This is a genomic window from Micromonospora sp. CNZ296 (genome assembly GCF_007827635.1).
In genome coordinates this window covers 263,451-285,790 of sequence record NZ_VISW01000004.1, presented here as the reverse complement: position 1 = coordinate 285,790, position 22,340 = coordinate 263,451, and the positions used below count along the sequence as shown (strand labels likewise).

At 72.4% G+C, this 22,340-nt stretch carries 18 protein-coding genes, 1 tRNA gene and 1 pseudogene; 8 read left to right on the top strand and 12 right to left on the bottom strand.

Going from position 1 to position 22,340, the window contains the following annotated elements; all coding sequences use genetic code 11:
* Positions 1-903: 903 nt before the first annotated feature.
* The 3 genes from FB455_RS09340 to FB455_RS09330 are packed head-to-tail and all read right to left on the bottom strand — an operon-like array spanning position 904 to position 2,335.
* Entirely contained in the window at positions 904-1,584 is a 681-nt protein-coding gene (locus tag FB455_RS09340) for a DUF2637 domain-containing protein (protein ID WP_145752904.1), read from the bottom strand.
* Positions 1,581-1,844: a MarR family transcriptional regulator gene (locus FB455_RS09335; protein WP_145752902.1), complete on the bottom strand. Its 264-nt coding sequence runs from the start codon at positions 1,842-1,844 to the stop codon at positions 1,581-1,583. Before FB455_RS09335 ends, FB455_RS09340 begins: the two co-directional genes overlap by 4 nt.
* Positions 1,841-2,335, bottom strand: a complete 495-nt coding sequence (locus tag FB455_RS09330) for a helix-turn-helix domain-containing protein (RefSeq protein ID WP_486481520.1) — start codon at positions 2,333-2,335, stop codon at positions 1,841-1,843. The genes FB455_RS09335 and FB455_RS09330 overlap by 4 nt, the downstream gene beginning before the upstream one ends.
* A 44-nt stretch (positions 2,336-2,379) precedes the next feature.
* Here FB455_RS09330 and ligD point away from each other — a divergent pair.
* Positions 2,380-3,096: pseudogene (gene ligD, locus FB455_RS09325) on the top strand (non-homologous end-joining DNA ligase LigD); the annotation flags it as partial.
* A 12-nt stretch (positions 3,097-3,108) separates the two neighbouring features.
* On the opposite strand, the gene FB455_RS09320 reads toward ligD, so the two are convergent.
* Positions 3,109-3,840 (bottom strand): DUF1275 family protein, encoded by a 732-nt coding sequence (locus FB455_RS09320; protein ID WP_145752896.1) that lies wholly within the window; start codon positions 3,838-3,840, stop codon positions 3,109-3,111.
* Here FB455_RS09320 and FB455_RS34730 point away from each other — a divergent pair.
* Entirely contained in the window at positions 3,833-4,273 is a 441-nt protein-coding gene (locus tag FB455_RS34730) for a hypothetical protein (protein ID WP_486481516.1), read from the top strand. The genes FB455_RS09320 and FB455_RS34730 overlap by 8 nt on opposite strands.
* A 37-nt stretch (positions 4,274-4,310) precedes the next feature.
* Complete coding sequence (locus tag FB455_RS09310; RefSeq protein WP_013288290.1) at positions 4,311-5,411, top strand: cupin domain-containing protein; 1,101 nt, start codon at positions 4,311-4,313, stop codon at positions 5,409-5,411.
* A 61-nt stretch (positions 5,412-5,472) separates the two neighbouring features.
* Here the strand turns inward: FB455_RS09310 and FB455_RS09305 are convergent, their stop codons facing one another.
* From FB455_RS09305 to FB455_RS09270, 8 genes are all read right to left on the bottom strand, one after another.
* The gene (locus FB455_RS09305) at positions 5,473-7,482 is read right to left on the bottom strand and encodes a helix-turn-helix domain-containing protein (protein ID WP_145752894.1); all 2,010 of its coding nucleotides are present in this window, start codon (positions 7,480-7,482) and stop codon (positions 5,473-5,475) included.
* Between the two features lie 115 nt (positions 7,483-7,597).
* Entirely contained in the window at positions 7,598-8,569 is a 972-nt protein-coding gene (locus FB455_RS09300) for an ABC transporter permease subunit (protein WP_145752892.1), read from the bottom strand.
* A complete protein-coding gene (locus FB455_RS09295; RefSeq protein ID WP_013475326.1) occupies positions 8,566-9,465 on the bottom strand; it encodes an ABC transporter ATP-binding protein in 900 nt (299 codons plus the stop codon). Before FB455_RS09295 ends, FB455_RS09300 begins: the two co-directional genes overlap by 4 nt.
* Entirely contained in the window at positions 9,462-9,857 is a 396-nt protein-coding gene (locus FB455_RS09290; protein ID WP_013288286.1) for a GntR family transcriptional regulator, read from the bottom strand. The genes FB455_RS09295 and FB455_RS09290 overlap by 4 nt, the downstream gene beginning before the upstream one ends.
* 174 nt (positions 9,858-10,031) lie before the next feature.
* Positions 10,032-10,103: transfer RNA gene (locus FB455_RS09285), tRNA-Arg, on the bottom strand.
* Positions 10,104-10,179: 76 nt separating this feature from the next.
* Complete coding sequence (locus tag FB455_RS09280) at positions 10,180-10,875, bottom strand: winged helix-turn-helix domain-containing protein (protein ID WP_013475347.1); 696 nt, start codon at positions 10,873-10,875, stop codon at positions 10,180-10,182.
* A 425-nt stretch (positions 10,876-11,300) separates the two neighbouring features.
* On the bottom strand, positions 11,301-11,975 hold the full coding sequence (locus tag FB455_RS09275; RefSeq protein WP_013475348.1) for a DUF305 domain-containing protein: 675 nt from the start codon (positions 11,973-11,975) through the stop codon (positions 11,301-11,303).
* A 10-nt stretch (positions 11,976-11,985) separates the two neighbouring features.
* On the bottom strand, positions 11,986-12,822 hold the full coding sequence (locus FB455_RS09270) for a thioredoxin-like domain-containing protein (RefSeq protein WP_013288283.1): 837 nt from the start codon (positions 12,820-12,822) through the stop codon (positions 11,986-11,988).
* A gap of 98 nt (positions 12,823-12,920) precedes the next feature.
* Here FB455_RS09270 and argS point away from each other — a divergent pair, with 98 nt between their 5' ends.
* The 5 genes from argS to FB455_RS09245 all read left to right on the top strand — a co-directional run bounded on the left by argS (position 12,921) and on the right by FB455_RS09245 (position 22,231).
* Entirely contained in the window at positions 12,921-14,588 is a 1,668-nt protein-coding gene (argS, locus tag FB455_RS09265; RefSeq protein ID WP_013288282.1) for an arginine--tRNA ligase, read from the top strand.
* 4 nt (positions 14,589-14,592) lie between these two features.
* On the top strand, positions 14,593-15,978 hold the full coding sequence (gene lysA, locus FB455_RS09260) for a diaminopimelate decarboxylase (protein ID WP_013288281.1): 1,386 nt from the start codon (positions 14,593-14,595) through the stop codon (positions 15,976-15,978).
* The gene (locus FB455_RS09255) at positions 15,975-17,279 is read left to right on the top strand and encodes a homoserine dehydrogenase (RefSeq protein WP_013288280.1); all 1,305 of its coding nucleotides are present in this window, start codon (positions 15,975-15,977) and stop codon (positions 17,277-17,279) included. Before lysA ends, FB455_RS09255 begins: the two co-directional genes overlap by 4 nt.
* Before the next feature lie 112 nt (positions 17,280-17,391).
* A complete protein-coding gene (gene thrC, locus FB455_RS09250) occupies positions 17,392-18,441 on the top strand; it encodes a threonine synthase (RefSeq protein ID WP_013288279.1) in 1,050 nt (349 codons plus the stop codon).
* A 544-nt stretch (positions 18,442-18,985) separates the two neighbouring features.
* Entirely contained in the window at positions 18,986-22,231 is a 3,246-nt protein-coding gene (locus tag FB455_RS09245) for an efflux RND transporter permease subunit (RefSeq protein ID WP_013288278.1), read from the top strand.
* Positions 22,232-22,340: the final 109 nt, after the last annotated feature.

Genomic DNA, 22,340 nt, shown 5'->3' with positions numbered 1-22,340 from the left:
CTCCCTGCTCGCACATAGTTCGTCCCACAAGGGGGGAAACCCGATCTTGGGACCGGGGCCGGGGGGCTTCACTGAGTATGTCCCACAGAGGTAAAACGCCCTGGTCACAGGCTTGCGGCGTTGCCGGGGGTGCTCGCTGCTGCCGGGGCGCAACCTTCCTCTACTGGGTTCGTCCTACAGCCGTACAGTACGGGCGTACGGTTTTCGGGCTGAGACCGGCGGGCGCGGGCGCAGCGGGGGCGGCCCGACTACCTGCCAGGTGGTAAGTCCTCAGCGATGTAAGGGCGGCGGGGGCGGCCCAGAATTACCCCCCGGATGGCGCACCCAGGGCCGGCAAGTGTCTGCACCCCGTCGGCACTTACCCCCCTGATAACGCACCCATCACCGGGCGCAGGCGCAGCGGGGGATGCCCAGGGACTACAGAGAGCACTATAAGTAACTACAGTTAGTTATAGTAGAGAGGTATAAGGGGGAGGAAATAGGACAGATTGAAGGGAGAAAGAAAGCGGGCGGCGGAGCAACAAGAGTCCGAACGCCATTACCCCCCGGATGACGCACCCACGTCTGCACCCCCCTCGGCGGCGGGGCGGACCAGCGGCCGGGGGCTGCGGCGTGATGGCATCGGGAACGGGCTGTGCGCCACGCTGCGGGCCGTGGGTGCCGTCCAGGTAGACGGGAAGGACGGGCGCAGAGCAGGGGCGCAGAGGCGGTCTCACAAAGGCACTTGTTGGCGGGCGGTCCGGGTCGGTGCCGACCAGCAGGCGGGGGCTGCGGCGTGATGGCATCGGGAACGGGCTGTGCGCCACGCTGCCGGCCGTGCGGGCTGTCCGGGGGGCATCGGACGCCGGACGCAGAGCGGCCCGCTACGGGGCGCGTAGCGGGCCACTTGTTGACGCGGGCGGCTTAGCCGGCAGCGAGCGCGGTGCGGGTTGCGGCCAGGTGCCGGCGGGCGGTCCGTGCCGACACGCCGAGCGCAGCGGCCACATCGGCGGCGGACAGGTGCGGGCGGGCGGCCACCAGGGCGGCCACTCGGGCGGCGGTGCCGGCCACGGCCGGCGGCGTGGCCGAGGCGGTCACGGTGGCCGGCGGCGTGGCCGAGGCGGTCACGGTGGCCGGCGGCGTGGCCGAGGCGGTCACGGTGGCCGGGTCGGGCGTGGCCGGCGTGCTTGCGACGGACACCGGGGCGGCCACCGGAGCGACCGGGGCCGGGGACGGCGCGGCCACCGGGGCGGCCTTACCGGACCGGGCGAGCACTTCCACAGTCAGCAGCAGGGCCACAGCCGGCCAGGCGGACACAACACGGGCGGTCACGGACGGCGGCGCAACGGCCACGTTGGCCACCACCGACGCGGCCACGCCGAGGATGAAGGCCAGCCACGCGGACCAGCGGGACCGGCGGCCGTCACCGAGCGCCAGCGTGGCCACGAGGATCATGCCGTCGACCGACAGCGGCAGCAGGGCGGCCAGCGTGGGTGGCTGGCCGGCACGCTCGGCCAGTAGCCGCATGTGGTCGTAGCTGGCAAGGGCGGCGATCGTGGTCACGGCCACCGTGCCGGCCAACGAGGCGATGCGGCGGGGGCTCATGCGGCACCTCCGGGCGACAGCACGAGCCAGCCGGACGAGACCGGGCAGACGTAGCCGGCGGCCGTGAGCGCGGCCAGCGCGGCGGTCACGGCCTGGTCCTCGGCGTCGCAACGCTCGGCCAGGTCGGAGACCGAGCCGAGCCAGACCGGGCGGCCGTCGTCACCACTGGCACCACCGGCGGCCAGGGTGATCAGGACCAACTTGGCGAGCGGGTCGCCGGGGTGCTGGGCGGACGCCCAGGCGGTCGCGGACATGCTCATGCGGCAGCCTCCAGAGCTTCGGAGCGGCAGGGGATGCACCGGCCGGCGACCTGGCCGACGTGCCCCGGCTTCGGGCAGCGGTCACCACCGGCCGGCGGCGGGAGCGCAGCTCCCCGGCGCTCGGGCGGGGTCCATCGGTTCTTCCCGTTGGAGAAATCCCGCGCGGAGCGCGCGGTGTTGGTTCCCTGACGGTTAAAGGCAGGTTCGGCGGAAGTGGGCTTCCGGGCAGGGCGGAAGCTAGCCTCCGGGGTGGCCGGCGGTGTGCTTCCGGCCGGGGTGGTGCTGGCGGCCAGGCGGGCCATGGCGAGGTTCCACACGATCGTTCGCTTGCTGCCACGCTCGGCACGCACGATCAGGCCGAGGGTTTCCAACTGGGCGAGGTCGGCCCGGACGGCACGCTCAGACTTGCGGGCGTACTTGGCGAGCGTCGCCTGAGACGGCCAGGCACCACGGCCGTCCGCGTCGGCGTGGTTGGCCAGGCCGACCAGCACGGCGACGCATGACGGTGGGACGTTCGGTGCCTCGCTGAGTGCCCAGCTCACGGCCTCGATGCTCACGCGCTCTCCCTGGGTGGGGGCGCGGCCGTAAGAGGGTGTTGTCCCTCTCCAAAGCGCGGGCGGTGGAGTACCACCCGACGCTGGCCCGCGCCGGTGCGCCCGAGCACCCGTCCCACCTGGTGCTCGACCTGGACCCGCCGGAGGGGGACGCGTTCGGCGCCGTGGTGCGGGTCGCTCTGCTGGTGCGGCAGGCGCTCGCCGACGCCGGGCTCGCCGGCGCGGTGAAGACGAGCGGCGCCAAGGGGCTGCACGTGGTCGTGCCGGTGGACCCGGCCACCACGGCGGAGGAGGCCGCCGCCGCGACCCGCGCTCTCGCCGTCCGTACCGAACGGCTCGACCCGGCGGCCGCGACCACCGCGTTCATCGTCGCCGACCGCGGCGGCCGCGTCTTCGTCGACTCCACCCGGGCGTACGGCGCGACTGTGGTGGCCGCCTACAGCCCCCGGATCCGGCCCGGCGCCCCGGTGTCGTACCCGGTGGGCTGGACCGATCTGGAGAGCGCGACCCCGGCCGACTTCACCGTGCGGACCGTGCCGGGCCTGCTGGGGGACCGGGATCCCTGGGCGGAGGCGCTGCCCGCGCCGCAGCGCCTGCCGGCGGACCTGGTCGAGCAGGGGCGGACCATCCCGGTTGCCCGGGTGCAGGCGATGCACGAGGGCAAGCGCCGCGCCAAGGCCCGCCGCGAGGCCGAGTGACGCCGGTCCGCGTCAGCGGCGCCGGGTCGTCGTCGCCGGTGGCCGCTTGCCCCAGGTGAACGCGATGAGCACCACTGCCAGCGCCCAGGTGACGATCATCGTCCAGATCGGGCGGGTCTCGGTGGCCGCGCCGACGAACCCGCCGATCGCGTAGCTGACCAGGCAGAGCAGGCCGGTCGCGGCGAGCCGCCCGGCCGCGCTGCGGCCCTCCGGCTCGAACACCCAGTCGGCGATGCCCTTCGTGGTGCGCAGCACTGTGCCGGTCTGGTACGACGTGGCGGTCTGCACGCCGAACGTGCGGACGACGAGCCCGCCGAGGATGCCGACCGGGAACGCCAGCAGCGCGGTCAGGATCGTGCGCTCGGTCAGCGAGTCGCGCCCCGAGTCGAGGGACCGGTCCACCAGCCCCCAGAGCACGAGCAGCGCCAGCATGGCGAGCAGTTCCATGCCCGGCGGGGTGAGCGGTCCGGCCGGGCGCACGCGGCGGATCCCGGCGCCGAGGAGGCCGCCCAGGCCGAACGCGACAAGTGACGCCAGCGCGGACGGCCACGCCGGCAGGTGATCGGCGGCACCCATTCCGACGAACGCCACGTTGCCGGTCTGAATACCCACGAACACCTTGTACTTGAGGAACGAGAAGGCGTCTACCACACCGGCGAGGCCGGTGGAGAGCGCAAGTGCCAGAAACGGTATGTGGAAGTCGTATTCCCCCACCCGCCAGCGATCCTCCGCGTTGTTGGACATCGCCCTCCCTACCCCTCGTTCCGCCGGTGAAACCGTTGCGGCGCGCGATGCGCAGAAGTGCCGGGAAAAGTGTTTCCTGTCGTTTCCGGTGAATGGCGCGATCGCGTTATTCACCAATGGCATCCGGTTCGGCAGCATCGCAATTGCGTCTCGACGGCGAGACTCGAAGCCGAAGGAGGCCGAGCGCATGTTCGTGCTCCCCGTCGCCAGAATCCGCGTCACGTTCTATTCGATCGCGGCGCTGGCCGTCGCCGGAGTCGCCACGGATGCTCCGGTCTGGAGCATCGCGGCGTCGCTGTTCCTCTGTGTCGCGATTCCGCTCGCGGTGGCCTTTCAGAGCCCGGAACACCTGCGGGCGTTGTTCGTCCCGTCCCGGGCCGCCGAATCGGCGGTCCACACCCGGAAGGAAATCCGTCATGCCCCGATCCAATGACCGTGCCGGAATGGGATCATCGCCCAAGGACCACCAGATGGTCGGCACGGTCCCGCGGAATCCGGCGATCGACCAGTCACACCCCGACCTGGTGCATCCGCCGTCGACAGACAACGGGCTCATGCCGAACCTGGTGTTCCCGTTCTCGCTGGCGCACACCCGGCAGGAGAGCGGCGGCTGGACCCGGGAGGTCACCAACCGGCTCCTGCCGATCGCCCACGACCTGGCGATCGTGAACATGAAGCTCAACCCCGGGGCGTACCGGGAACTGCACTGGCACATCCAGTCCGAGTGGGCCTTCGTCCTCACCGGCAGCTGCCGGATCGCCGCCGTGGACCAGGAGGGCCGCAACTTCCTGGAGGACGTCAAGGCCGGCGACCTCTGGTACTTCCCGGCCGGCATCCCGCACCACATCCAGGCGCACGACGAGGGCGTGGAGTTCCTGCTCGTCTTCGACGACGGCTGCTACTCCGAGGACGCCACGTTCCAGCTCACGGACTTCTTCTCGCACGTGCCGAAGGAGGTCATCGCCAAGAACTTCGGCTGGACGATGCAGCAGATGGCCAACTTCCCGCCGGAGTCCGAGCGATACATCTTCCCGGGGCAGAGCCCGCCGCCGCTGGCCGAGGACCGGGTCTTCAGCCCTACCGGCGACGTGCCCCGGACGTTCAAGCACAGCCTGCTCGCCCAGACGCCGGAGAAGTTCGAGGGCGGCAGCGTACGCATCGCCGACTCGAGCAACTTCGCCGCGGCGATCACCACCACGGTCGCCATGGTGGAGATCGAACCCGGAGCGATGCGGGAACTGCACTGGCACCCGAACGGCGCGGAGATGCAGTACGTGATCTCGGGCAAGGGACGCATGGGCGTCTTCGCCAACCACGGCACCGCGCGCACCTTCAACATGGAGACCGGCGACGTCGGCTACGTGCCGATCTCGATGGGCCACTACATCGAGAACATCGGTGACAAGCCCTTCGTCTACCTGGAGCTGTTCCGGACCGCGAAGTTCGAGGACGTGTCGCTCGCCCAGTGGCTGGCCAACGTCCCGCCGGAGGTGGTCGCGGACACGATCAACGTGCCACGCGAGCTGATCGAGGCCCTTCCGAAGACGAAGAGCCCGCTGCAACGGCACTGAGAACGCGATGCTGAGCGCGGACGCCGCGACCCTGTGGTGTCCGCGCTCCGCGCCGCATTCCTCAACCTTCGTCCCGCGACTCCCAGACCAGCGCCAGCTCCACCCGGTTGTGGACGCCGAGCTTCGCGTAGATCGACCGCAGGTGGGTGTCGACGGTGTGGAACGAGACGAACAGGTCCCGGGCCGCCTCCTGCTTCGTCATGCCGACCGCGAGCAGTTCGGCCACCCGTACCTCGGCGGGGGTCAGCGCGGCCACGGCCGGGCGGCAGGCGTCGTCTCCCGTCGTGCCGTCGGGCTCCCGCGTCCCGTCCCCGGCGACGCCGGCGCCCATCCGGGTGTACATCGCGGCGCACTCGGCGAGCAGGCCGGGCGCCTCCGCCGGCGGCAGCCCGGGCGACCGCGCCAGGTCGTGCAGCGCGTCGGCCAGGGCCGGCCGGGCGGAGGTGGTGCGGAGCAGCCGTACCGCCGCGCGCAGCGCCGCCGGATCACCGGTCAGCAGCCCGTCGACCTGGTGCGCCACCCCGCGCCAGAGCGCGTTGTTCGCCATCCCGGCGGCCCGCTTCAGGTGGTCGGCGAGGATCTCGGCCCGCTGCCGGTCACCCAGCGCCAGCGCCGCGCGGACCAGCCGCGGGCCGTGGTGCGGCACCAGCAGCAGGGGAGCCATCGAGCGGTCCGGCATGGCGAACGCGGCCCCCAGGAGCGCGGCGTGCCGGCCCGGTTCCGGGTCGCCCGCGGCGGCGCAGCCCAGACGGAACCACTGCATGTCGTCGGGCCAGCCCACCGTGGGGCGTTCGTCCGCCAGCAGCTTCCGGGCCGCGGCCACCTCACCCCGGCGCAGCAGCACCTCCACGACCGTGGCGAGCAGATCCACCCGGGCCTGCGCCGGCAGGGCGACACCGTGTTCGGACAACGCGAGGCGGGCCCGCGCCTCGGCCTCGGCCAGCTCGCCGGTGCTCAGCCGCAGGACGCAGTCCAGCGCGGTCACCAGCGGCTGCGCCACCGCGCCCAGCGTGTCGATCTCCCCGGCGACGCCGTCCAGCGCGGTCGCCGCGTCGACGTACCGGCCGAGCGCGATCTGGTTCGCCACCCGGTCGACGCGCAGGAAGATCGCCTGGGTACGGGCAGCCGGCTCGCCCGCGTCCACCTCCCGCAGGATCCGCGCGGCGCGGGGCAGGTCGCCGGTGGCGGTGGCCCGGGACGCGTTCGCCAGGGCCAGCCGGATGCCGCCGCCGGGGGAGGGGCTGCGCTCGTGCGCCCGCTCCGCCGCCGCCACCAGCTCGGCGGCGTCGGGATGCCCGAACCGGGCCGCCAGCGACGCCAGCATGGTGAGCGTCCAGCTCCGCCCGGCGGCGTCCAGCTCCTGGTTCAGCGCCCGCCCGAGGTACGTCAGGGACAGCGAGGGGCGCTGTGTCGCGTAGTAGGCCCCGAGCCGCCCGAGCAGCATCGCCCGCTGCCGTGGCCCGTACCTGTCGGCGGCGACCTCCCGGTGCAGCATGCGCAGCGTCTCGTCCACCCGGCCGGCCAGGTAGAGGTTGTCGGCGACGTCGACCAGCCAGGCCAGGCGCTCGTCGGCCGGGCCCGGTGCCGGGGCGGCCAGCAGCAGGTCCGCGGCGAGGCTGGGTCCGACCGCCGGGTCGGCCGCCAGCCGCGTGGCGAGCGCCCGGGCGGACCGGCTCACCGCCGGCAGGACCCGCAGGAGCTGCCGGGCGGCCTGGGCCGGGCGTCCGCCGTCGGCGAGCACCTCGGCGGCCGCCTCGCGCAGCGCCTGGCGCACCGAGGCCGGCGTGTCCCGCAGGACGTCGTCGCGCAGCGCGATCGAGGCCAGTCGCAGCCCGGCCGCGGTGTCGACGAGGAACCCGCGCGCGATCAGCTCCTCCACAGTCGCGTCGACCGGCTCGTCCGGCGTGATGCCGGTGCGAACGGCCACCGCTTCGAGGAACCACAGGCCGCAGGGGGCGTCCGCGACGGCGACGCCGCGCAGGACCCACCGCTGCACGGTGGTGAGCGACGAGGGTACGCCGGTGTGCATCTTGGGACGGTTGGTCAACGGCGTCTCGGGCAACTGGCTCACCTTCGCAGGTGCTGGGTTTCGACCCGTTCACCGCGAGGTTAGCCAGCTCGTGACCTGCTCATCCCCGAATCGGGGGACAAAGGTGAGGGCGGCTCCGGATCTCCGGTGCCGGCCGCTAGATGACGCGGCGCCGGACCCGCCACACCACCACACCGACCAGGATCGCCGCGACGGTGACGAACACTGCCGCCTCGATGAGCTGGAACGTCCAGAACCGGTCCGCCGGGTGGTAGACCCCGAACTGCTGGACGCCGCGCGCGTGCAGGAACTGGTTGAGGTTGGTGCCGGCCAGGTCGGCGGCGTCCTCCAGCTCGTAGTACTCGGCCCCGCTCAGCCTGCGCCCGGTGGCGTCCGCGTAGCCGCGCTCGATCACCCAGTCGGCCACGCCCGGCAGGTGCCCCGCCCGGTCCTGCGAGTCGCCCACGGGCACCGGCTCCATGGTCGTGAGCGGCGTGGCGTACGCGGGACGGGCCAACAGCCCCACCGACATCCGGGCGGCGAGGAACGCCCCGAACGCGACGCCGAACGCGGGCAGGCTGCGCCGCAGGATCGCCCCCGCGGCGGTGGCGACACCGAACGCGAACAGCGCGTACGCCACCGGGACGAGTCCCTCCAGGTCGAATGCGTCGTACTGGAACCGCCCCTCCCACGCGTCGAACGGCTGACGGAACCAGGTGAGCACCGCTGTGAACACCCCGGTGAGCGCGACGGTGACGCCGGCCAGTGCCGCGAGCTTTGCCGCCAGCCAGCGCATCCGCGGCACGGCCTGCGTCCAGGCGAGCTGCCAGGTGCCGTCCTCCAGTTCGCGCGCCAGCAGCGGTGCGCCGAGGAACGCGCCGATGACGACGGGGACCAGGTAGAAGGCCGCCAGGAGGTTCTCGACGTACCCGTACTCCTCGTCGAGCCGGCGGAAGGAGGCCGTGCAGGCCGTGTCGACGCCGGCCTGTCCCGCGCACCGGGCGGGACCGCCGGGGAACAGGTCGTGGGCCTGCGTCCCGAGAACGAGCAGGGCGACGCCGAACACGCCGACGAGCAGACCCAGGACGCAGACCTCGGTCCGGTGCTGGCGCCAGATCAACCACGTCACGCCGGCACCCCCGAGGTGACCGCGGCGCCCGGCTCGGACGGCCGGCGCAGGTACGCCAGCACCAGATCCTCCAGCGCGACCGGCTGGGCCTGCCATCCGGGCGCGGCCGGGAGCCCGCCGTCACGTACCAGCAGGGTCGTGTGCCTGTCGCTGTGGACGGCCTCCACGACGGTGCCGGCCCGGTCGAGGTCGTCGGCCGTGCGCGGGCCGACGAGCAGCCGGTGCTCGGCGAGGAGGGTGTCGATGTCACCGGTGAGCGTGACCCGGCCCTGGTTGAGCACGACCAGGTGGTCGCAGACGCGCTCCAGTTCGTGCACGACGTGGGAGGAGAACAGGACGGTCACCCCGCCCTCGGCCACCGCGCCCATGAGGACCTGGAGGAACTCGTGCCGGGCCAGCGGGTCGAGGCTGGCCACCGGCTCGTCGAGGACGAGCAGGTCCGGCCGCTTCGCCAGCGCCAGGGCCAACGCGACCTGGGCCTGCTGCCCGCCGGAGAGCGTGCCGGCCCTGCGGTCGAGGGGTATGCCCAGCTTCGCCAGCCGGCGCTCGGCCAACCCCTGGTCGAAGCGGAGGTTGCAGGCCCGGCCGAAGCGGAGCATCTCGGCGACTGTGAAGCGCTTGTACAGCGGGTGGTCCTGGGCCAGGAACCCGATCCGGGACAGCGTCTGCGGGGTGCTCGCAGTGACGTCCCGGCCGAGGACCTCCACCGTGCCGGTGCTCGGTGCCAGCAACCCGACGACCAGGCGCAGCAGCGTGGTCTTGCCCGCGCCGTTCGGCCCGACCAGGGCGATCACGCCGCCCGCCGGCAGCGCCAGGGTGCAGTCACGCAGCGCCCAGCCCTTCCGGTACCGCTTGCCCGCACCGTCGGTGCGCAGCGCGAACCCGGTCGCTGTCACGCCACGTCCTCGTTCCTCGTCTGCTGGTGGACGGAGGTGAAGAGCGCGTCGACCGCCTGTTCGTCGAGGCCGGCGGCGTAGGCGCGGCGCAACCAGGTCTCCAGGCCGCGGCGCAGCGACGTGTACGTCGACGCCGACATCACGGCCGACTGCTGTGCGTTGACGAACGTGCCCTGGCCGGGCCGGCCGGTGACCAGGTTCTCCTGCTCCATCTGCCGGTACGCCTTGGCGACGGTGTTCGGGTTGATCGCCAGGTCCTCGACCACCTCGCGGATGAGCGGGAGGCGGTCACCGGGCTGGAGGAAGCCCAGCAGCACCGCCTGCCGGACCTGCTGGACGAGTTGCAGGTACGGCGGCACGCCGGAGTGGGTGTCGAGCCGGAAGACGAACACGGTGCTCCTCACTGCTTTACTAGTAACGTAGTAAAGCAGTGGATCGGTGGTCAAGGGAGCCGGCGCGCCCGGCCTGCCGAGGGATCGCCCGGAAACGGAACGAGCCCGGCAGCCGGGGCGGCTGTCGGGCTCGTGGAGATCTGTCGCCGATCGATGAGCGGCGGTTCTGTGAGGTGCCCCCGGCAGGATTCGAACCTGCGCTCCCGCCTCCGGAGGGCGGTGCTCTATCCCCTGAGCTACGGGGGCTCAGCGACCCGAGAAGAGTAGCAAACCCCCTCCCGGATCACCGAATCGGTACCCCCGCGAGTCGATCTTCGTCGGATCAGGCCGCGGCGACGGCGCGACCGCAGCTCGGCAGCGGGTGCAGCACGACCCGGCGGGGCAGCCGGCGGGGCCACTCGTTGCGCGGCCACGAGCCGTCCACGATCAGGTGCACGGTGCGTTCCTCGGTGCCGCTGAGCCGCAGCACGAAGTCCCGGGGCAGTGGCGGATCCACCGACGGCGTCGTGACCATGAACCGCACCCGTCCCCGCGAGGAGACCGCCGACACCACGTCGGCGGCGGGCATGGTGCCGCGCAGGCGTACCCGGCCGATCCAGTAGACCTCCGCCGCGTGCTCCTGGGCCGCCCGCGTGATCGCCGGATACTCGCTGCGTACCCAGCGCTCGACAGCGCCGACGCACAGGCCGCAGGCCCGCTCGCGCGGCTCGCGCGGCCCCAGACCCCAGGCCCGGAGGTACGCCCCGACGGTGCCGGCGTCCATCGCCAGCCCGAACCGGCGCTCGATGAGGGCGGTCAGGCTCTGTCGTGTCCAGAGCTCCTCGTCGAGGCCGAACTCGTCGGGGTGGACCCCCCGGAGCACGTCGATGAGTTCGAGTTCCTGTTCGCGGCTGAGCGTTCCCGGCTCGCCCTGCCGCAGTCCGCGACGGACGGCTGCCACCGCTCCGTCACCGCCGATGGTGTGGCGTCGGCACCAGCTGGTCACCGACCGCCCTGCGTCTCTGAGTGCAACCCCCACGTCTTGGGCAACGAGCCCGAATCGCAACTGGTCACGATATGTGGGTAGAAAACTCTCCAACCTCCACAATGACCCGTTAACCCCAAACCGTTACAAACACCCATACAGAACATTCCGGGCAGCCCTGAGGCTCCCGAGTTCGAGATCTTGGTACGAAACGGCCCTCCTGAGGGCCCTTCCGTACCAAGATCTCCTGGCGCGACCCCGCCGCCCCCGTCCCCGCGATCTTGCACTTGCCGCCCTCCGATAACGGGGTGAATCCGGCATCACCGGGGCAGCAACTGCAAGATCGCCGGGGCGGCGCGGCGCGGCGGGGCGGGGCGGGGCGGGGCGGGACGGGGACGGGGCGAGGGAGCGCGGGGACGGTGAGGCCCGGTGCCCCTGGGAGGGGGACCGGGCCTCGGTGGATCGGGTGGGGCGGGTGGTTACGGGGTGCCGCCCAGGCGCTTCAGCGCCGCGCCCAGGTTGGTCAGGTCGTTCTGCTGGGTGTTCTTCATCGTCTGGGCGACCGCCAGCACGTCGTCGTCGTGCCCCTCGTCGAGGATGCCGTCGATCATGTGCACCCCCCCGATGTGGTGGCGGATCATCATCTGGAGGAAGAGCACGTCGAACTCGCGGCCGCTCGCCGCGCGCAGCTTCGCCATCTCCTCCGGCGTCGCCATGCCCGGCATCAGGCCGTTCTTGACCAACCCGCCGCCGTCCTTCATCCACGCCATCGGGGCCTGGTCACCGGTCGGGTCCAGCTTCCAGGAGCGCAGCCAGGTCTGCATGGTGCCGATCTCGCCCTGCTGGCCGGTGGCGATGTCCACGCCGACCTGGCGTACCTCCGGGTCCTGGCCCTGGCTGAACGCCAGCAGACCCATCGCGACGGCCTGGTTGTGGTGGGCGGTCATGTCCCGGGCGAACCCGGCCTCCGCCGAGTTCTCACCCGGACGGGTGAGCGTCGGGGTGAGCAGGCCGCCCGCGTACCCGAGGACCAGCCCGACCACGAGGGCGGCGGCCACGGCCAGCAGGCCGTAACGGCGCACCGCGCCCCGGCCGCCCTGGTCGGCGGCCGGAGCCTCGTCGGTCTCGCTGTCGGTGGTCACCGGAGCGGTCATCGCGGCGTCCTTACTGGGTGGGCTGCTGGGGCATGGTGTTCTGGAGGTTGTCGCGCGGGGTGGTGCCGGTGGCGGTGACGCCCTGGTCGCAGAGCGCGTTCGGGCCCTCGATGGAGGCGTTCACCCGCAGGGTCTTGATGAAGTCGTCGATCCGGCCGTCGTCGGCGTTGTCGACCTTGAGCTGGTAGCCCCAGGCCTGGAGGGAGATCGGCTTGTCCAGCCCCTCGAACGGGCTGAGCATCAGCTTCTCCTTGCCCTGCACCTTGCTGCGGAGCTTCTCCACCTGGTCGGCGGGCAGGTCCGGGCGGTAGGTGATCCAGACCGTGCCGTGCTCCAGGCTGTGCACCGCGTGCTCGTTGGCGATCGGGGCGTCGTAGACGTCACCCATGCAGTTCTGCCACGCCTGGTTGTGCGGGCCGCCGACCGGCGGGGTGATGTCGTACTTGATCGCGCCGGGCTGGTGGTTGCCGCCCTTGACCAGGTCCTTGTCCTTCGCGCGGTAGTCGACGATGCCGTCGATCGCCTCGGCGCGCTTCTGCCACGGCTGGCCGCCCTGGTAGACCGCCCAGGCGCCGACGCCGATGATGCCCACGGCCAGTACGCCGACCGCGACGAAGAGGGCGATCGGGCCCCAGGAGCGGCCCTGGCTCACCTTCACCGGGGTGACCGGCTTGCGGCCCTTGCCCCCGGCGCCCTGCCGTGGCGTGCCCTTGCCGCCCCCGGCCTTGCCCGAGCCGGCCTTCGCGGCGGGCTTGTCGGCAGCCGCGGGCCGGCCGGCGGCCGGCTTCTTGCCGGTGCTGACCACGGTGGGACGGCGCTCCGGGCCGCCCGGGGTGCTGATGCTCATCGTGCCTCGTCAGGTCGGTCGGTCAGGGGAGCGCGGGGCCGGTTCACATGCTGGGTCGCCTCCGCGGTGCCCGAGTCTACCCCCGATAACATGGTTCGGTGACTCCCGCAGAACTCGCCGAGGTCGTCCTCGCCGCAGCCCACGCCGTCTTCGACGAGCGGGGACTGGACCGCGCCGCGCTGCCCGCGCAGACCACCGTCGAGCGACCCCGTAATCCCGATCACGGTGACTACGCCTCGACGCTGGCGCTCCAGCTCAGCAAGAAGGTGGGCGTACCCCCGCGGGAGCTGGCGACCGCGCTGGCCGACGAACTGGCCAAGGCGCCGGGGATCAAGTCGGTGGAGATCGCCGGGCCCGGCTTCCTGAACGTCCGCCTCGACGCGGCCGCCGCCGGTCAGCTCGCCAAGGTCATCGTCGAGGCCGGTCCGGCGTACGGGCGCAGCGACACGCTCGCCGGCCAGCGGATCAACCTGGAGTTCGTCTCGGCGAACCCGACCGGCCCGGTGCACATCGGCGGGGTCCGCTGGGCGGCCGTCGGCGACGCGCTCAGCCGCCTGCTCCGCGCCACCGGCGCCGACGTGGGCACGGAGTACTACTTCAACGACGCCGGCTCGCAGATCGACCGGTTCGCCCGCTCGCTGCTGGCCGCCGCCAAGGGCGAGCCCGCGCCGGAGGACGGCTACGGCGGCGCGTACATCGCGGAGATCGCCGCCGAGGTGGTCCGGCTGCGGCCGGACGTGCTCGACCTCCCCGAGGACGCCGCCCAGGAGGTGTTCCGGAACGAGGGCGTCCAGTTGATGTTCGCCGAGATCAAGTCCTCGCTGCGCGACTTCGGTGTGGAGTTCGACACCTACTTCAACGAGAAGGACCTGCACGACGGGGGTGCGCTGGACGCGGCGCTGGACCGGCTGCGGGAGCAGGGGCACGTCTTCGAGTCCGAGGGCGCGACCTGGCTGCGCACCACCGAGTTCGGCGACGACAAGGACCGGGTGCTGCGCAAGTCCAACGGCGAGTGGACGTACTTCGCCGCCGACTGCGCCTACTACCTGAACAAGCGGGAGCGCGGCTTCGACCGGGTCGTGATCATGCTGGGCGCCGACCACCACGGCTACATCGGCCGGATGAAGGCGATGTCCGCGTGCTTCGGCGACGACCCGGCGCGCAACCTGGAGATCCTCATCGGCCAGCTGGTCAACCTGGTCCGCGACGGCGCCCCGGTGCGGATGAGCAAGCGGGCCGGCACCGTGGTCACGCTGGAGGACCTGGTCGACGCGATCGGTGTGGACGCGGCCCGGTACGCGCTGGCCCGCTACTCGGCCGACTCGCCCATCGACATCGACGTGGAGCTGTGGACCCGGGCCAAGAACGACAACCCGGTCTACTACGTGCAGTACGTCGCGGCCCGTACCGCCGGGGTGGCCCGCAACGCGGCCGAGATCGGGCTGACCCGGGGTGACGCCGCCGCGTTCCAGCCGGAGCTGCTCGGCCACGACAAGGAGAACGAGCTGCTCAAGGCGCTCGCGGAGTTCCCCGCGGTGGTGGCCACCGCCGCCGAGCTGCGCGAGCCGCACCGGGTCGCCCGCTACCTGGAGGAGAGCGTCGCGCAGGCGTACCACCGGTTCTACGACAACTGCCGGATCGCCCCGCAGGGCGACGAGGAGATCACCGACACCCACCGGGCGCGGCTCTGGCTCAACGACGCCACCCGGGTGGTCATCGCCAACGGCCTGCACCTGCTCGGGGTGTCCGCGCCGGAGCGGATGTAGCGACATGCGGGCTCACGAGGCAGGCGCACTGCACGGCGAGATCGGTACCCGAGGGCCTGCCTGGCTGCGTACCCCGGTCGACGTCAACGCCCTGGTGCCGCAACTGTGGCCGCGCAACGTGGCGCGCGGCTCCGGCGGCGCGCTCACAGTCGCGGGCCTGGACGTCCGCGGCCTGGCCGCGGAGTACGGCACCCCGGCGTACGTGCTGGACGAGGACGACCTGCGCGAGCGCTGCCGCGAGTTCCGGGCGGCCTTCCCGGACGCGGACGTCTACTACGCCGGCAAGGCGTTCCTGTGCCGCGCCGTGGTCCGGATGATCGCCGAGGAGGGCATGTTCCTCGACGTCTGCACCGGCGGCGAGCTGGCCACCGCGCTGTCGGCCGGGATGCCGCCCGAGCGGATCGGCTTCCACGGCAACAACAAGTCGGTGGCGGAGCTGACCCGGGCGGTCGACGCCGGGGTGGGCCGGATCATCGTCGACTCGTTCACCGAGATCGACCGGCTCTCCGAGCTGGCCCGCGAGCGCGGGGTACGCCCCAAGGTGCTGGTCCGGGTCACCGTCGGGGTGGAGGCGCACACCCACGAGTTCATCGCCACCGCCCACGAGGACCAGAAGTTCGGCTTCTCCCTCGCGGGCGGGGCCGCCGCGGCGGCCGCGTTCAAGATCCTCGACGAGGACGTGCTGGAGCTGCGCGGCCTGCACTCGCACATCGGCTCGCAGATCTTCGACGCCAGCGGCTTCGAGGTGTCCGCCCGCCGGGTGCTCGCCCTCCAGTCGCAGATCCGCGACGCCCGCGGCGTGGAGCTGCCCGAGCTGGACCTGGGCGGCGGCTTCGGCATCGCGTACACCACGCAGGACGACCCGGCGTCGCCGCACGACCTGGCGAAGCGGCTGCGCAAGATCGTGGACGGGGAGTGCGCGGCGGAGAACCTGGCCGTGCCGCATCTGTCCGTCGAGCCGGGCCGCGCGATCGTCGGCCCGGCGGTGTTCACGCTCTATCAGGCCGGGACCGTGAAAGATGTGGACGGCCTGCGGACCTACGTGAGCGTGGACGGGGGGATGAGTGACAACATCCGTACCGCGCTCTACGACGCCTCGTACTCGGCGACGCTGGCGAACCGCACGTCAACCGCGCAGCCGATGCTCGCCCGCGTGGTGGGAAAGCATTGTGAGTCCGGGGACATCGTGGTGAAGGATGAATTCCTGCCCGCTGACGTGCAGCCCGGAGATCTTGTCGCGGTGCCCGGCACCGGGGCCTACTGCCGGAGCATGGCGAGCAACTACAACCATGTCCCGCGGCCCCCGGTCGTCGCCGTCCGCGAAGGTCGGGCGCGGCTGATCGTCCGCCGGGAGACCGAAGACGACCTGCTGGCATTGGATGTGGGATGACCTCACCGGTTCGCTTGGCGCTGCTCGGCTGCGGCACTGTCGGCAGCGACGTGGTCCGGCTGCTGCACGAGCAGTCGGAAGACCTCGCCGCCCGGATCGGCGCCCCACTGGAGATCGCCGGGATCGCCGTACGCCGGATCGGCCGTGACCGCGGCGACCTGCCGGTCGACCCGGCGCTGTTCACCACCGACGCGCTCGGGCTGATCAAGCGCGACGACGTGGACGTGGTGGTCGAGGTGGTCGGCGGCATCGAGCCGGCCCGCGGCTGGCTGGTCGAGGCGCTGCGCGCCGGCAAGAGCGTGGTCACCGCCAACAAGGCGCTGCTCGCCGAGGACGGCGCGGCCCTGCACGACGCCGCCGCCGAGGGTGGCGCCGACCTCTACTACGAGGCGAGCGTCGCCGGGGCCATCCCGCTGCTGCGCCCGCTGCGCGAGTCGCTGCACGGCGACCGGATCACCCGGGTCACCGGCATCGTGAACGGCACCACGAACTTCATCCTCTCCGCCATGGACGCCACCGGCGCCGGGTTCGCCGAGGCGCTGGAGGAGGCCACCGAGCTGGGGTACGCCGAGGCCGACCCGACGGCCGACGTGGAGGGCTTCGACGCCGCCGCCAAGGCCGCCATCCTCGCCTCGCTGGCGTTCCACACCCGGGTGACCGCCGCCGACGTGCACCGCGAGGGCATCACCGAGGTGACCGCCGCCGACGTGGCCAGCGCCAAGGCCATGGGCTGCACGATCAAACTGCTCTGCATCGCGGCCCGGGGCGTCGACGCGGAGGGCCGGGAGACCGTCAACGTCCGGGTGCACCCGGCGATGATCCCGCTGACGCATCCGCTTGCGAGCGTCGGCGACGCGTTCAACGCGGTCTTCGTCGAGGCCGACGCCGCCGGGCAGCTCATGTTCTACGGCCGGGGCGCCGGTGGCGCGCCCACCGCCAGTGCGGTGCTCGGCGACGTGGTGGCGGTGGCCCGCAACCGCCTCGCCGGGGTGCACGCGGCGAGCGAGTCGGCGTACGCGGACCTGCCGGTGCGCCCGATGGGCGAGGCGCTCACCCGCTACCACATCAGCCTCGACGTGGCCGACCGGCCGGGCGTGCTGGCCGGGGTGGCAGGCGTCTTCGCCCGGCACGAGGTGTCCATCGCCACCGTCCGGCAGGGTCCGGCAGGCGGGGACGCCGAACTGGTCATCGTCACCCACGTCGCGCCGGATGCCGCGCTCGCGGCCACCGTCGGTGAGCTGCGCGGACTCGACATCGTCCGTTCGGTGACGAGTGTGCTGCGGGTGGAGGGTGGCGCGTAACCCGCGCGTCCCGCCTGATGGTTAGAGCAGGGTGTGCCGGTGGTCGGCCGAGCAGGCTGGTCCACGCTGGTGACAGGCCCCGGAGCGGGGCGACGGAGGCGAGGAGCACGACATGTGGCGGGGACTGATCGAGGCGTACCGGGATCGGCTGCCGGTCACCGGGGCGACTCCCGTCGTCACCCTGCACGAGGGCAACACGCCGCTGCTGCCGGCACCGGTGCTCTCCGCCCGGGTCGGCGCGGACGTGTGGCTCAAGGTCGAGGGCGCCAACCCGACCGGCTCGTTCAAGGACCGCGGCATGACTGTCGCGGTCTCCAAGGCCGTCGAGGCCGGTGACAAGGCGATCATCTGCGCCTCCACCGGCAACACCAGCGCCTCCGCCGCCGCGTACGCGGCCCGCGCCGGGATCACCTGCGCGGTTCTGGTGCCGCAGGGCAAGATCGCGCTGGGCAAGCTGGCCCAGGCGCTCGTGCACGGCGCGAAGCTGCTCCAGGTGCAGGGCAACTTCGACGACTGCCTCGGGCTCGCCGGCAAGCTCGCCCAGGACTACCCGGTCGCGCTGGTCAACTCCGTCAACATCGACCGGCTGCACGGCCAGAAGACAGCCGCCTTCGAGATCGTCGAGGCGCTCGGCGACGCGCCCGACATCCACTGCCTGCCGGTCGGCAACGCCGGCAACATCACCGCGTACTGGATGGGCTACTCCGAGGACCTGCGCGACGGCAACGCCACGAAGGCCCCCCGGATGTACGGCTTCCAGGCGGCCGGCGCCGCTCCCATCGTCACCGGTCAGGTGGTGCCGGAGCCGTCGACGATCGCCACCGCCATCCGGATCGGCAACCCGGCGAGCTGGACGAAGGCCATCGACGCGCGGGACGCCTCCGACGGTCTGATCTCGGCGGTCACCGACCGGGAGATCCTGTCGGCGTACCGGCTGCTGGCCCGCGAGGTGGGCGCCTTCGTCGAGCTGGGCAGCGCGGCCAGCGTCGCCGGTCTGCTCCAGCAGGCCGAGGCCGGGCGGGTGCCGGCCGGGTCGCGGGTGGTCTGCACGGTCACCGGGCACGGCCTGAAGGACCCGGAGTGGGCCATCTCCACCGCGCCGGCGCCGGTGACCATCGCCAACGACGCGCTGGCCGCCGCCCGCTCGCTAGACCTGGTCTGATCGCTCCGTCCCCGCGGCTTCCCCGGGCCTTGCCCGGCCCCGATTCACACCTCCGTCCGGGGTGCCTCGGGCGACGCACTCCGCTGGACCTCGCGGGCCTCCGCGCTTCCTCTGCCGGACCTCACTTGGGGGAGGTGACGGCATCCCCCGATCTGCACCAGCTCGGGGAGGTGGTGGCATCCCCCGTCCTGATCCACTCCAGCTCGGGGAGGTGGCGGGATCGGGGTGTGTGGGATGCAGCCCCTTCGGCGAAATGGAGTCGATCAAGGGTGAGGAGGTGGCGGGTCGGCCCGACGGAGGGCATCCCCGCTCGCCTCGCGCGTCCGCGCTCCCGGCGTCGTGCTTGATCGACACCAGCTCGGGGAGGTCGCGGGTCGGAGTGGGTGGAATGCAGCCACTTCGGCGAGCTGGTGTCGATCAAGGCGGGCACGGGCGACCCCCGAGCGCGGAAGTGTCATCGGCTGGGGCGGATGCCGGGAGTGTCGGGGCGTGCGGCAGACTCAGACACCCCCGCCGGACACCTCTTCAGGAGTGAGTAACGCCGATGTCGCTGCTCGCCAGATTCAGCCTCGCCAACCGGGGGCTGATCGCCCTCGTCGCGTTGGTGACCACGGCCTTCGGCCTGTTCGCCGTGCCGTCGCTGAAGCAGCAGCTCCTGCCGTCGCTGGAGTTCCCCGCCGCGTTCATCGTGGCGACGTACCCGGGCGCCGCGCCGGAGATCGTGGAATCCCAGGTCGCCGAGCCGATCGAGAACAGCCTCCAGGGCATCCCGGGCCTCGACAAGGTCACCTCGACCTCGCGCGAGGGCGCGGCCACGGTCCAGGTGCAGTACGAGTTCGGCACCGACCTGGACGACGTGGTCAACAAGATGGAGACCGCGCTCAACCGGATCGACTCCCAGCTCCCCGAGGGCGTCGACCCGCAGGTGATCGCCGGTAGCACCGACGACCTGCCCGCAGTGGTGGTCGCCGCGACCGGTGACGGCGACGAGCGGGCGCTGGCGGAGAAGCTGCGCAGCGCCGTCGTACCAGAGCTGGAGGCGCTGGACGGCGTCCGCTCGGTGGACGTCACCGGCGCCCGCAACCAGGTCGTGACGATCACGCCGGACCCGGCGAAGCTGGCCGCCGCCAAGGTGGCGCCGACCGCCATCGCGTCGGCACTCAAGAGCAACGGCGTGGCCGTGCCGGCCGGTGCGCTCGCCGACGGCGACCGGTCGCTGCCGGTGCAGGTGGGCACGCCGATCCGGACCGTCGACGACCTGCGCGGCATCGTGCTGACCACGGCTCCCGCCGCCCCGGTACGCCTCGGCGACGTGGCCGCCGTGGAGCAGCAGCTCGCCCCCGCCACCTCGCTGACCCGGACCAACGGCAAGCCCAGCCTCGGCATCGCGGTGACCGCCGCGCCGGACGGCAACGCGGTCGACATCTCGCACGACATCCGGGACCGGCTGGACGAGCTGGGTGACGCCGCGGGCGCCGAGCTGACTGTGGTCTTCGACCAGGCGCCGTTCGTCGAGCGGTCGATCGAGAGCCTGACCACCGAGGGCCTGCTCGGCCTGGTCATGGCGGTCGTGGTGATCCTGGTGTTCCTGCTGTCGGTGCGTTCCACGGTGGTCACCGCGGTGTCCATCCCGCTGTCGGTGCTGGTCGCGCTGATCGTGCTCTGGTCCGGCGACTACTCGCTGAACCTGCTCACCCTCGGCGCGTTGACCATCGCGGTCGGGCGGGTGGTGGACGACTCCATCGTGGTGCTGGAGAACATCAAACGCCATCTGGAGTACGGCGAACCGAAGCGGGACGCGATCCTCACCGCGGTCCGCGAGGTGGCCGGCGCGGTGACCGCGTCCACGCTCACCACTGTCGCCGTGTTCGCGCCGATCGCCCTGGTGGGCGGCTTCGTCGGGCAGCTGTTCGCCCCGTTCGCGATCACCGTGACGGTGGCGCTGCTCGCCTCGCTGCTGGTGTCGCTGACCGTCATCCCGGTGCTGGCGTACTGGTTCCTGCGGCCGCGCGGCGGTGCGGACGACGCCGCCGCCCGGCGCGCCGCCGAGGAGAAGGAGCTGCGCAACCCGTTGCAGCGGGCGTACCTGCCGGTGATCGACTTCGCCACCCGCTCGCGGAAGACCCGCTGGGCCACTGTGGGCCTGGGCCTGCTGGTGCTCCTGGGCACGTTCGGCCTGGCGCAGAAGCTGGAGACGAACTTCCTGGACGACTCCGGCCAGGACACGCTCGCCATCCGGCAGGAGATGCCGGCCGGCACCTCGCTCGCCGGCACCGACCGGGCCGCCGCCCGGGTCGAGGAGGTGCTGCGGCGTACCCCGGGGGTGGAGACCTACCAGGTCAGCGCCGGTGGTGGGGACAATCCCTTCGCCGGCGGCGGCAGTGACCAGGCCACCTGGTCGCTGTCGCTGTCCGACGACACCGACGCCGCGACGGTACGGCAGGGCCTGCGCAAGGAGTTCGACGCGCTCGGCCCGGAGGTCGGCGAGTTGACGTTCGGCGGCGGGCAGAACGCCTCCGCCAACCAGGTCGAGGTGGTCGTGCAGGCCGCCGACCAGGAGACGCTGACCCGGGCGGCCGAGGCGGTACGGGGCGCGATGGCCGGCACGCCGGGCGTGGAGGACGTCACCAGCAGCCTGGCCACCCAGGTGCCGCGCGTCGAGGTGACTGTGGACCGGGTGGCCGCGGCCCGCGCGGGTCTCACCGAGGCGGCCGTCGGGCAGCTCGTCGCGCAGACGTACCGGGGAGCGCCGCTCGGGCAGGTGACGCTCGACGGTACGGCGCAGAGCGTGGTGCTGAGCAGCGGTGCCCGGCCGCCGCTGACCGTCGACGAGCTGCGGGCGCTGCGGGTCGGCGCGGTGCCGCTGGACGCGATCGCGGACGTCGAGCAGGTCGACGGCCCGCAGCAGGTGACCCGGATCGACGGGGAGCGCAGCGTTTCGGTCACCGGTACGGCGACCGGCTCGAACCTCGGCGCCACGACGCAGGAGCTGCAGAAGCGGCTGGACGCGCTGGACGTGCCGGGCGCCACGTACGTGATCGGCGGCGTCAGCGCCGACCAGGCCGACGCGTTCGCGGACCTCGGCCTCGCGGTGCTGGCCGCCATCGCGATCGTCTTCCTGATCATGGTGGCGACGTTCCGCAGCCTGACCCAGGCGCTGATCCTGCTGATCTCGGTGCCGTTCGCCGCGACCGGCGCGATCGGGCTGCTGCTGGTCACCGGTACGCCGCTGGGTGTGCCGGCGCTGATCGGCGTGCTCATGCTCGTCGGCATCGTGGTGACGAACGCGATCGTGCTGCTCGACCTGATCAACCAGTACCGGGCCCAGGGCATGGACGTGACCGAGGCCGTGGTGGAGGGCGGCCGGCGCCGCCTGCGGCCCATCCTGATGACCGCCGTCGCCACCATCTTCGCGTTGCTGCCGATGGCGCTCGGCCTGACCGGCGAGGGCGGCTTCATCTCCAAGCCGCTGGCGATCGTGGTGATCGGCGGCCTGCTCAGCTCGACGCTGCTGACGCTGGTGCTGGTGCCGACGCTCTACACGATGGTCGAGCACACCAAGGGCTCGTTCCGGAACCGGCGGCGGGGCGGCGCTCCCGAGCCGGTCGAGCCGCAGCCGGAGCCGGACCCGGTGCCGGTGGCGGTCGGCGGCGGGGAGCGCGCCGAGGAACGGGGCGTGGTGGCGCCGCCGCCGACCCGCCCGTCGGGCGCGCTGGTCGACGGCACCGACCAGTTCGAGGTGCTCCGCCTGCCCAAGAGCCGCCAGTCGCCGCTCCCGCCGACCGAGTGACGGACCGGGAGGGGCCCCGCGCGGGCCCCTCCCGGCACCTCGGCGTGCGGGACACACCCGAACCGCGCCGGGCGGTACGCTCAGTGAGCTGCTGCCTACTTTCGGTTCG

What these genes read in the sequence shown, in the direction of transcription:
- FB455_RS09340 (WP_145752904.1), bottom strand. Translation starts at nt 1,584, where the DNA reads ATGAGCCCCCGCCGCATCGCCTCGTTGGCCGGCACGGTGGCCGTGACC.
- FB455_RS09335 (WP_145752902.1), bottom strand. Translation starts at nt 1,844, where the DNA reads ATGAGCATGTCCGCGACCGCCTGGGCGTCCGCCCAGCACCCCGGCGAC.
- FB455_RS09320 (WP_145752896.1), bottom strand. Translation starts at nt 3,840, where the DNA reads ATGTCCAACAACGCGGAGGATCGCTGGCGGGTGGGGGAATACGACTTC.
- FB455_RS09310 (WP_013288290.1), top strand. Translation starts at nt 4,311, where the DNA reads ATGGTCGGCACGGTCCCGCGGAATCCGGCGATCGACCAGTCACACCCC.
- FB455_RS09275 (WP_013475348.1), bottom strand. Translation starts at nt 11,975, where the DNA reads ATGACCGCTCCGGTGACCACCGACAGCGAGACCGACGAGGCTCCGGCC.
- FB455_RS09270 (WP_013288283.1), bottom strand. Translation starts at nt 12,822, where the DNA reads ATGAGCATCAGCACCCCGGGCGGCCCGGAGCGCCGTCCCACCGTGGTC.
- lysA (WP_013288281.1), top strand. Translation starts at nt 14,593, where the DNA reads ATGCGGGCTCACGAGGCAGGCGCACTGCACGGCGAGATCGGTACCCGA.
- FB455_RS09255 (WP_013288280.1), top strand. Translation starts at nt 15,975, where the DNA reads ATGACCTCACCGGTTCGCTTGGCGCTGCTCGGCTGCGGCACTGTCGGC.
- thrC (WP_013288279.1), top strand. Translation starts at nt 17,392, where the DNA reads ATGTGGCGGGGACTGATCGAGGCGTACCGGGATCGGCTGCCGGTCACC.
- FB455_RS09245 (WP_013288278.1), top strand. Translation starts at nt 18,986, where the DNA reads ATGTCGCTGCTCGCCAGATTCAGCCTCGCCAACCGGGGGCTGATCGCC.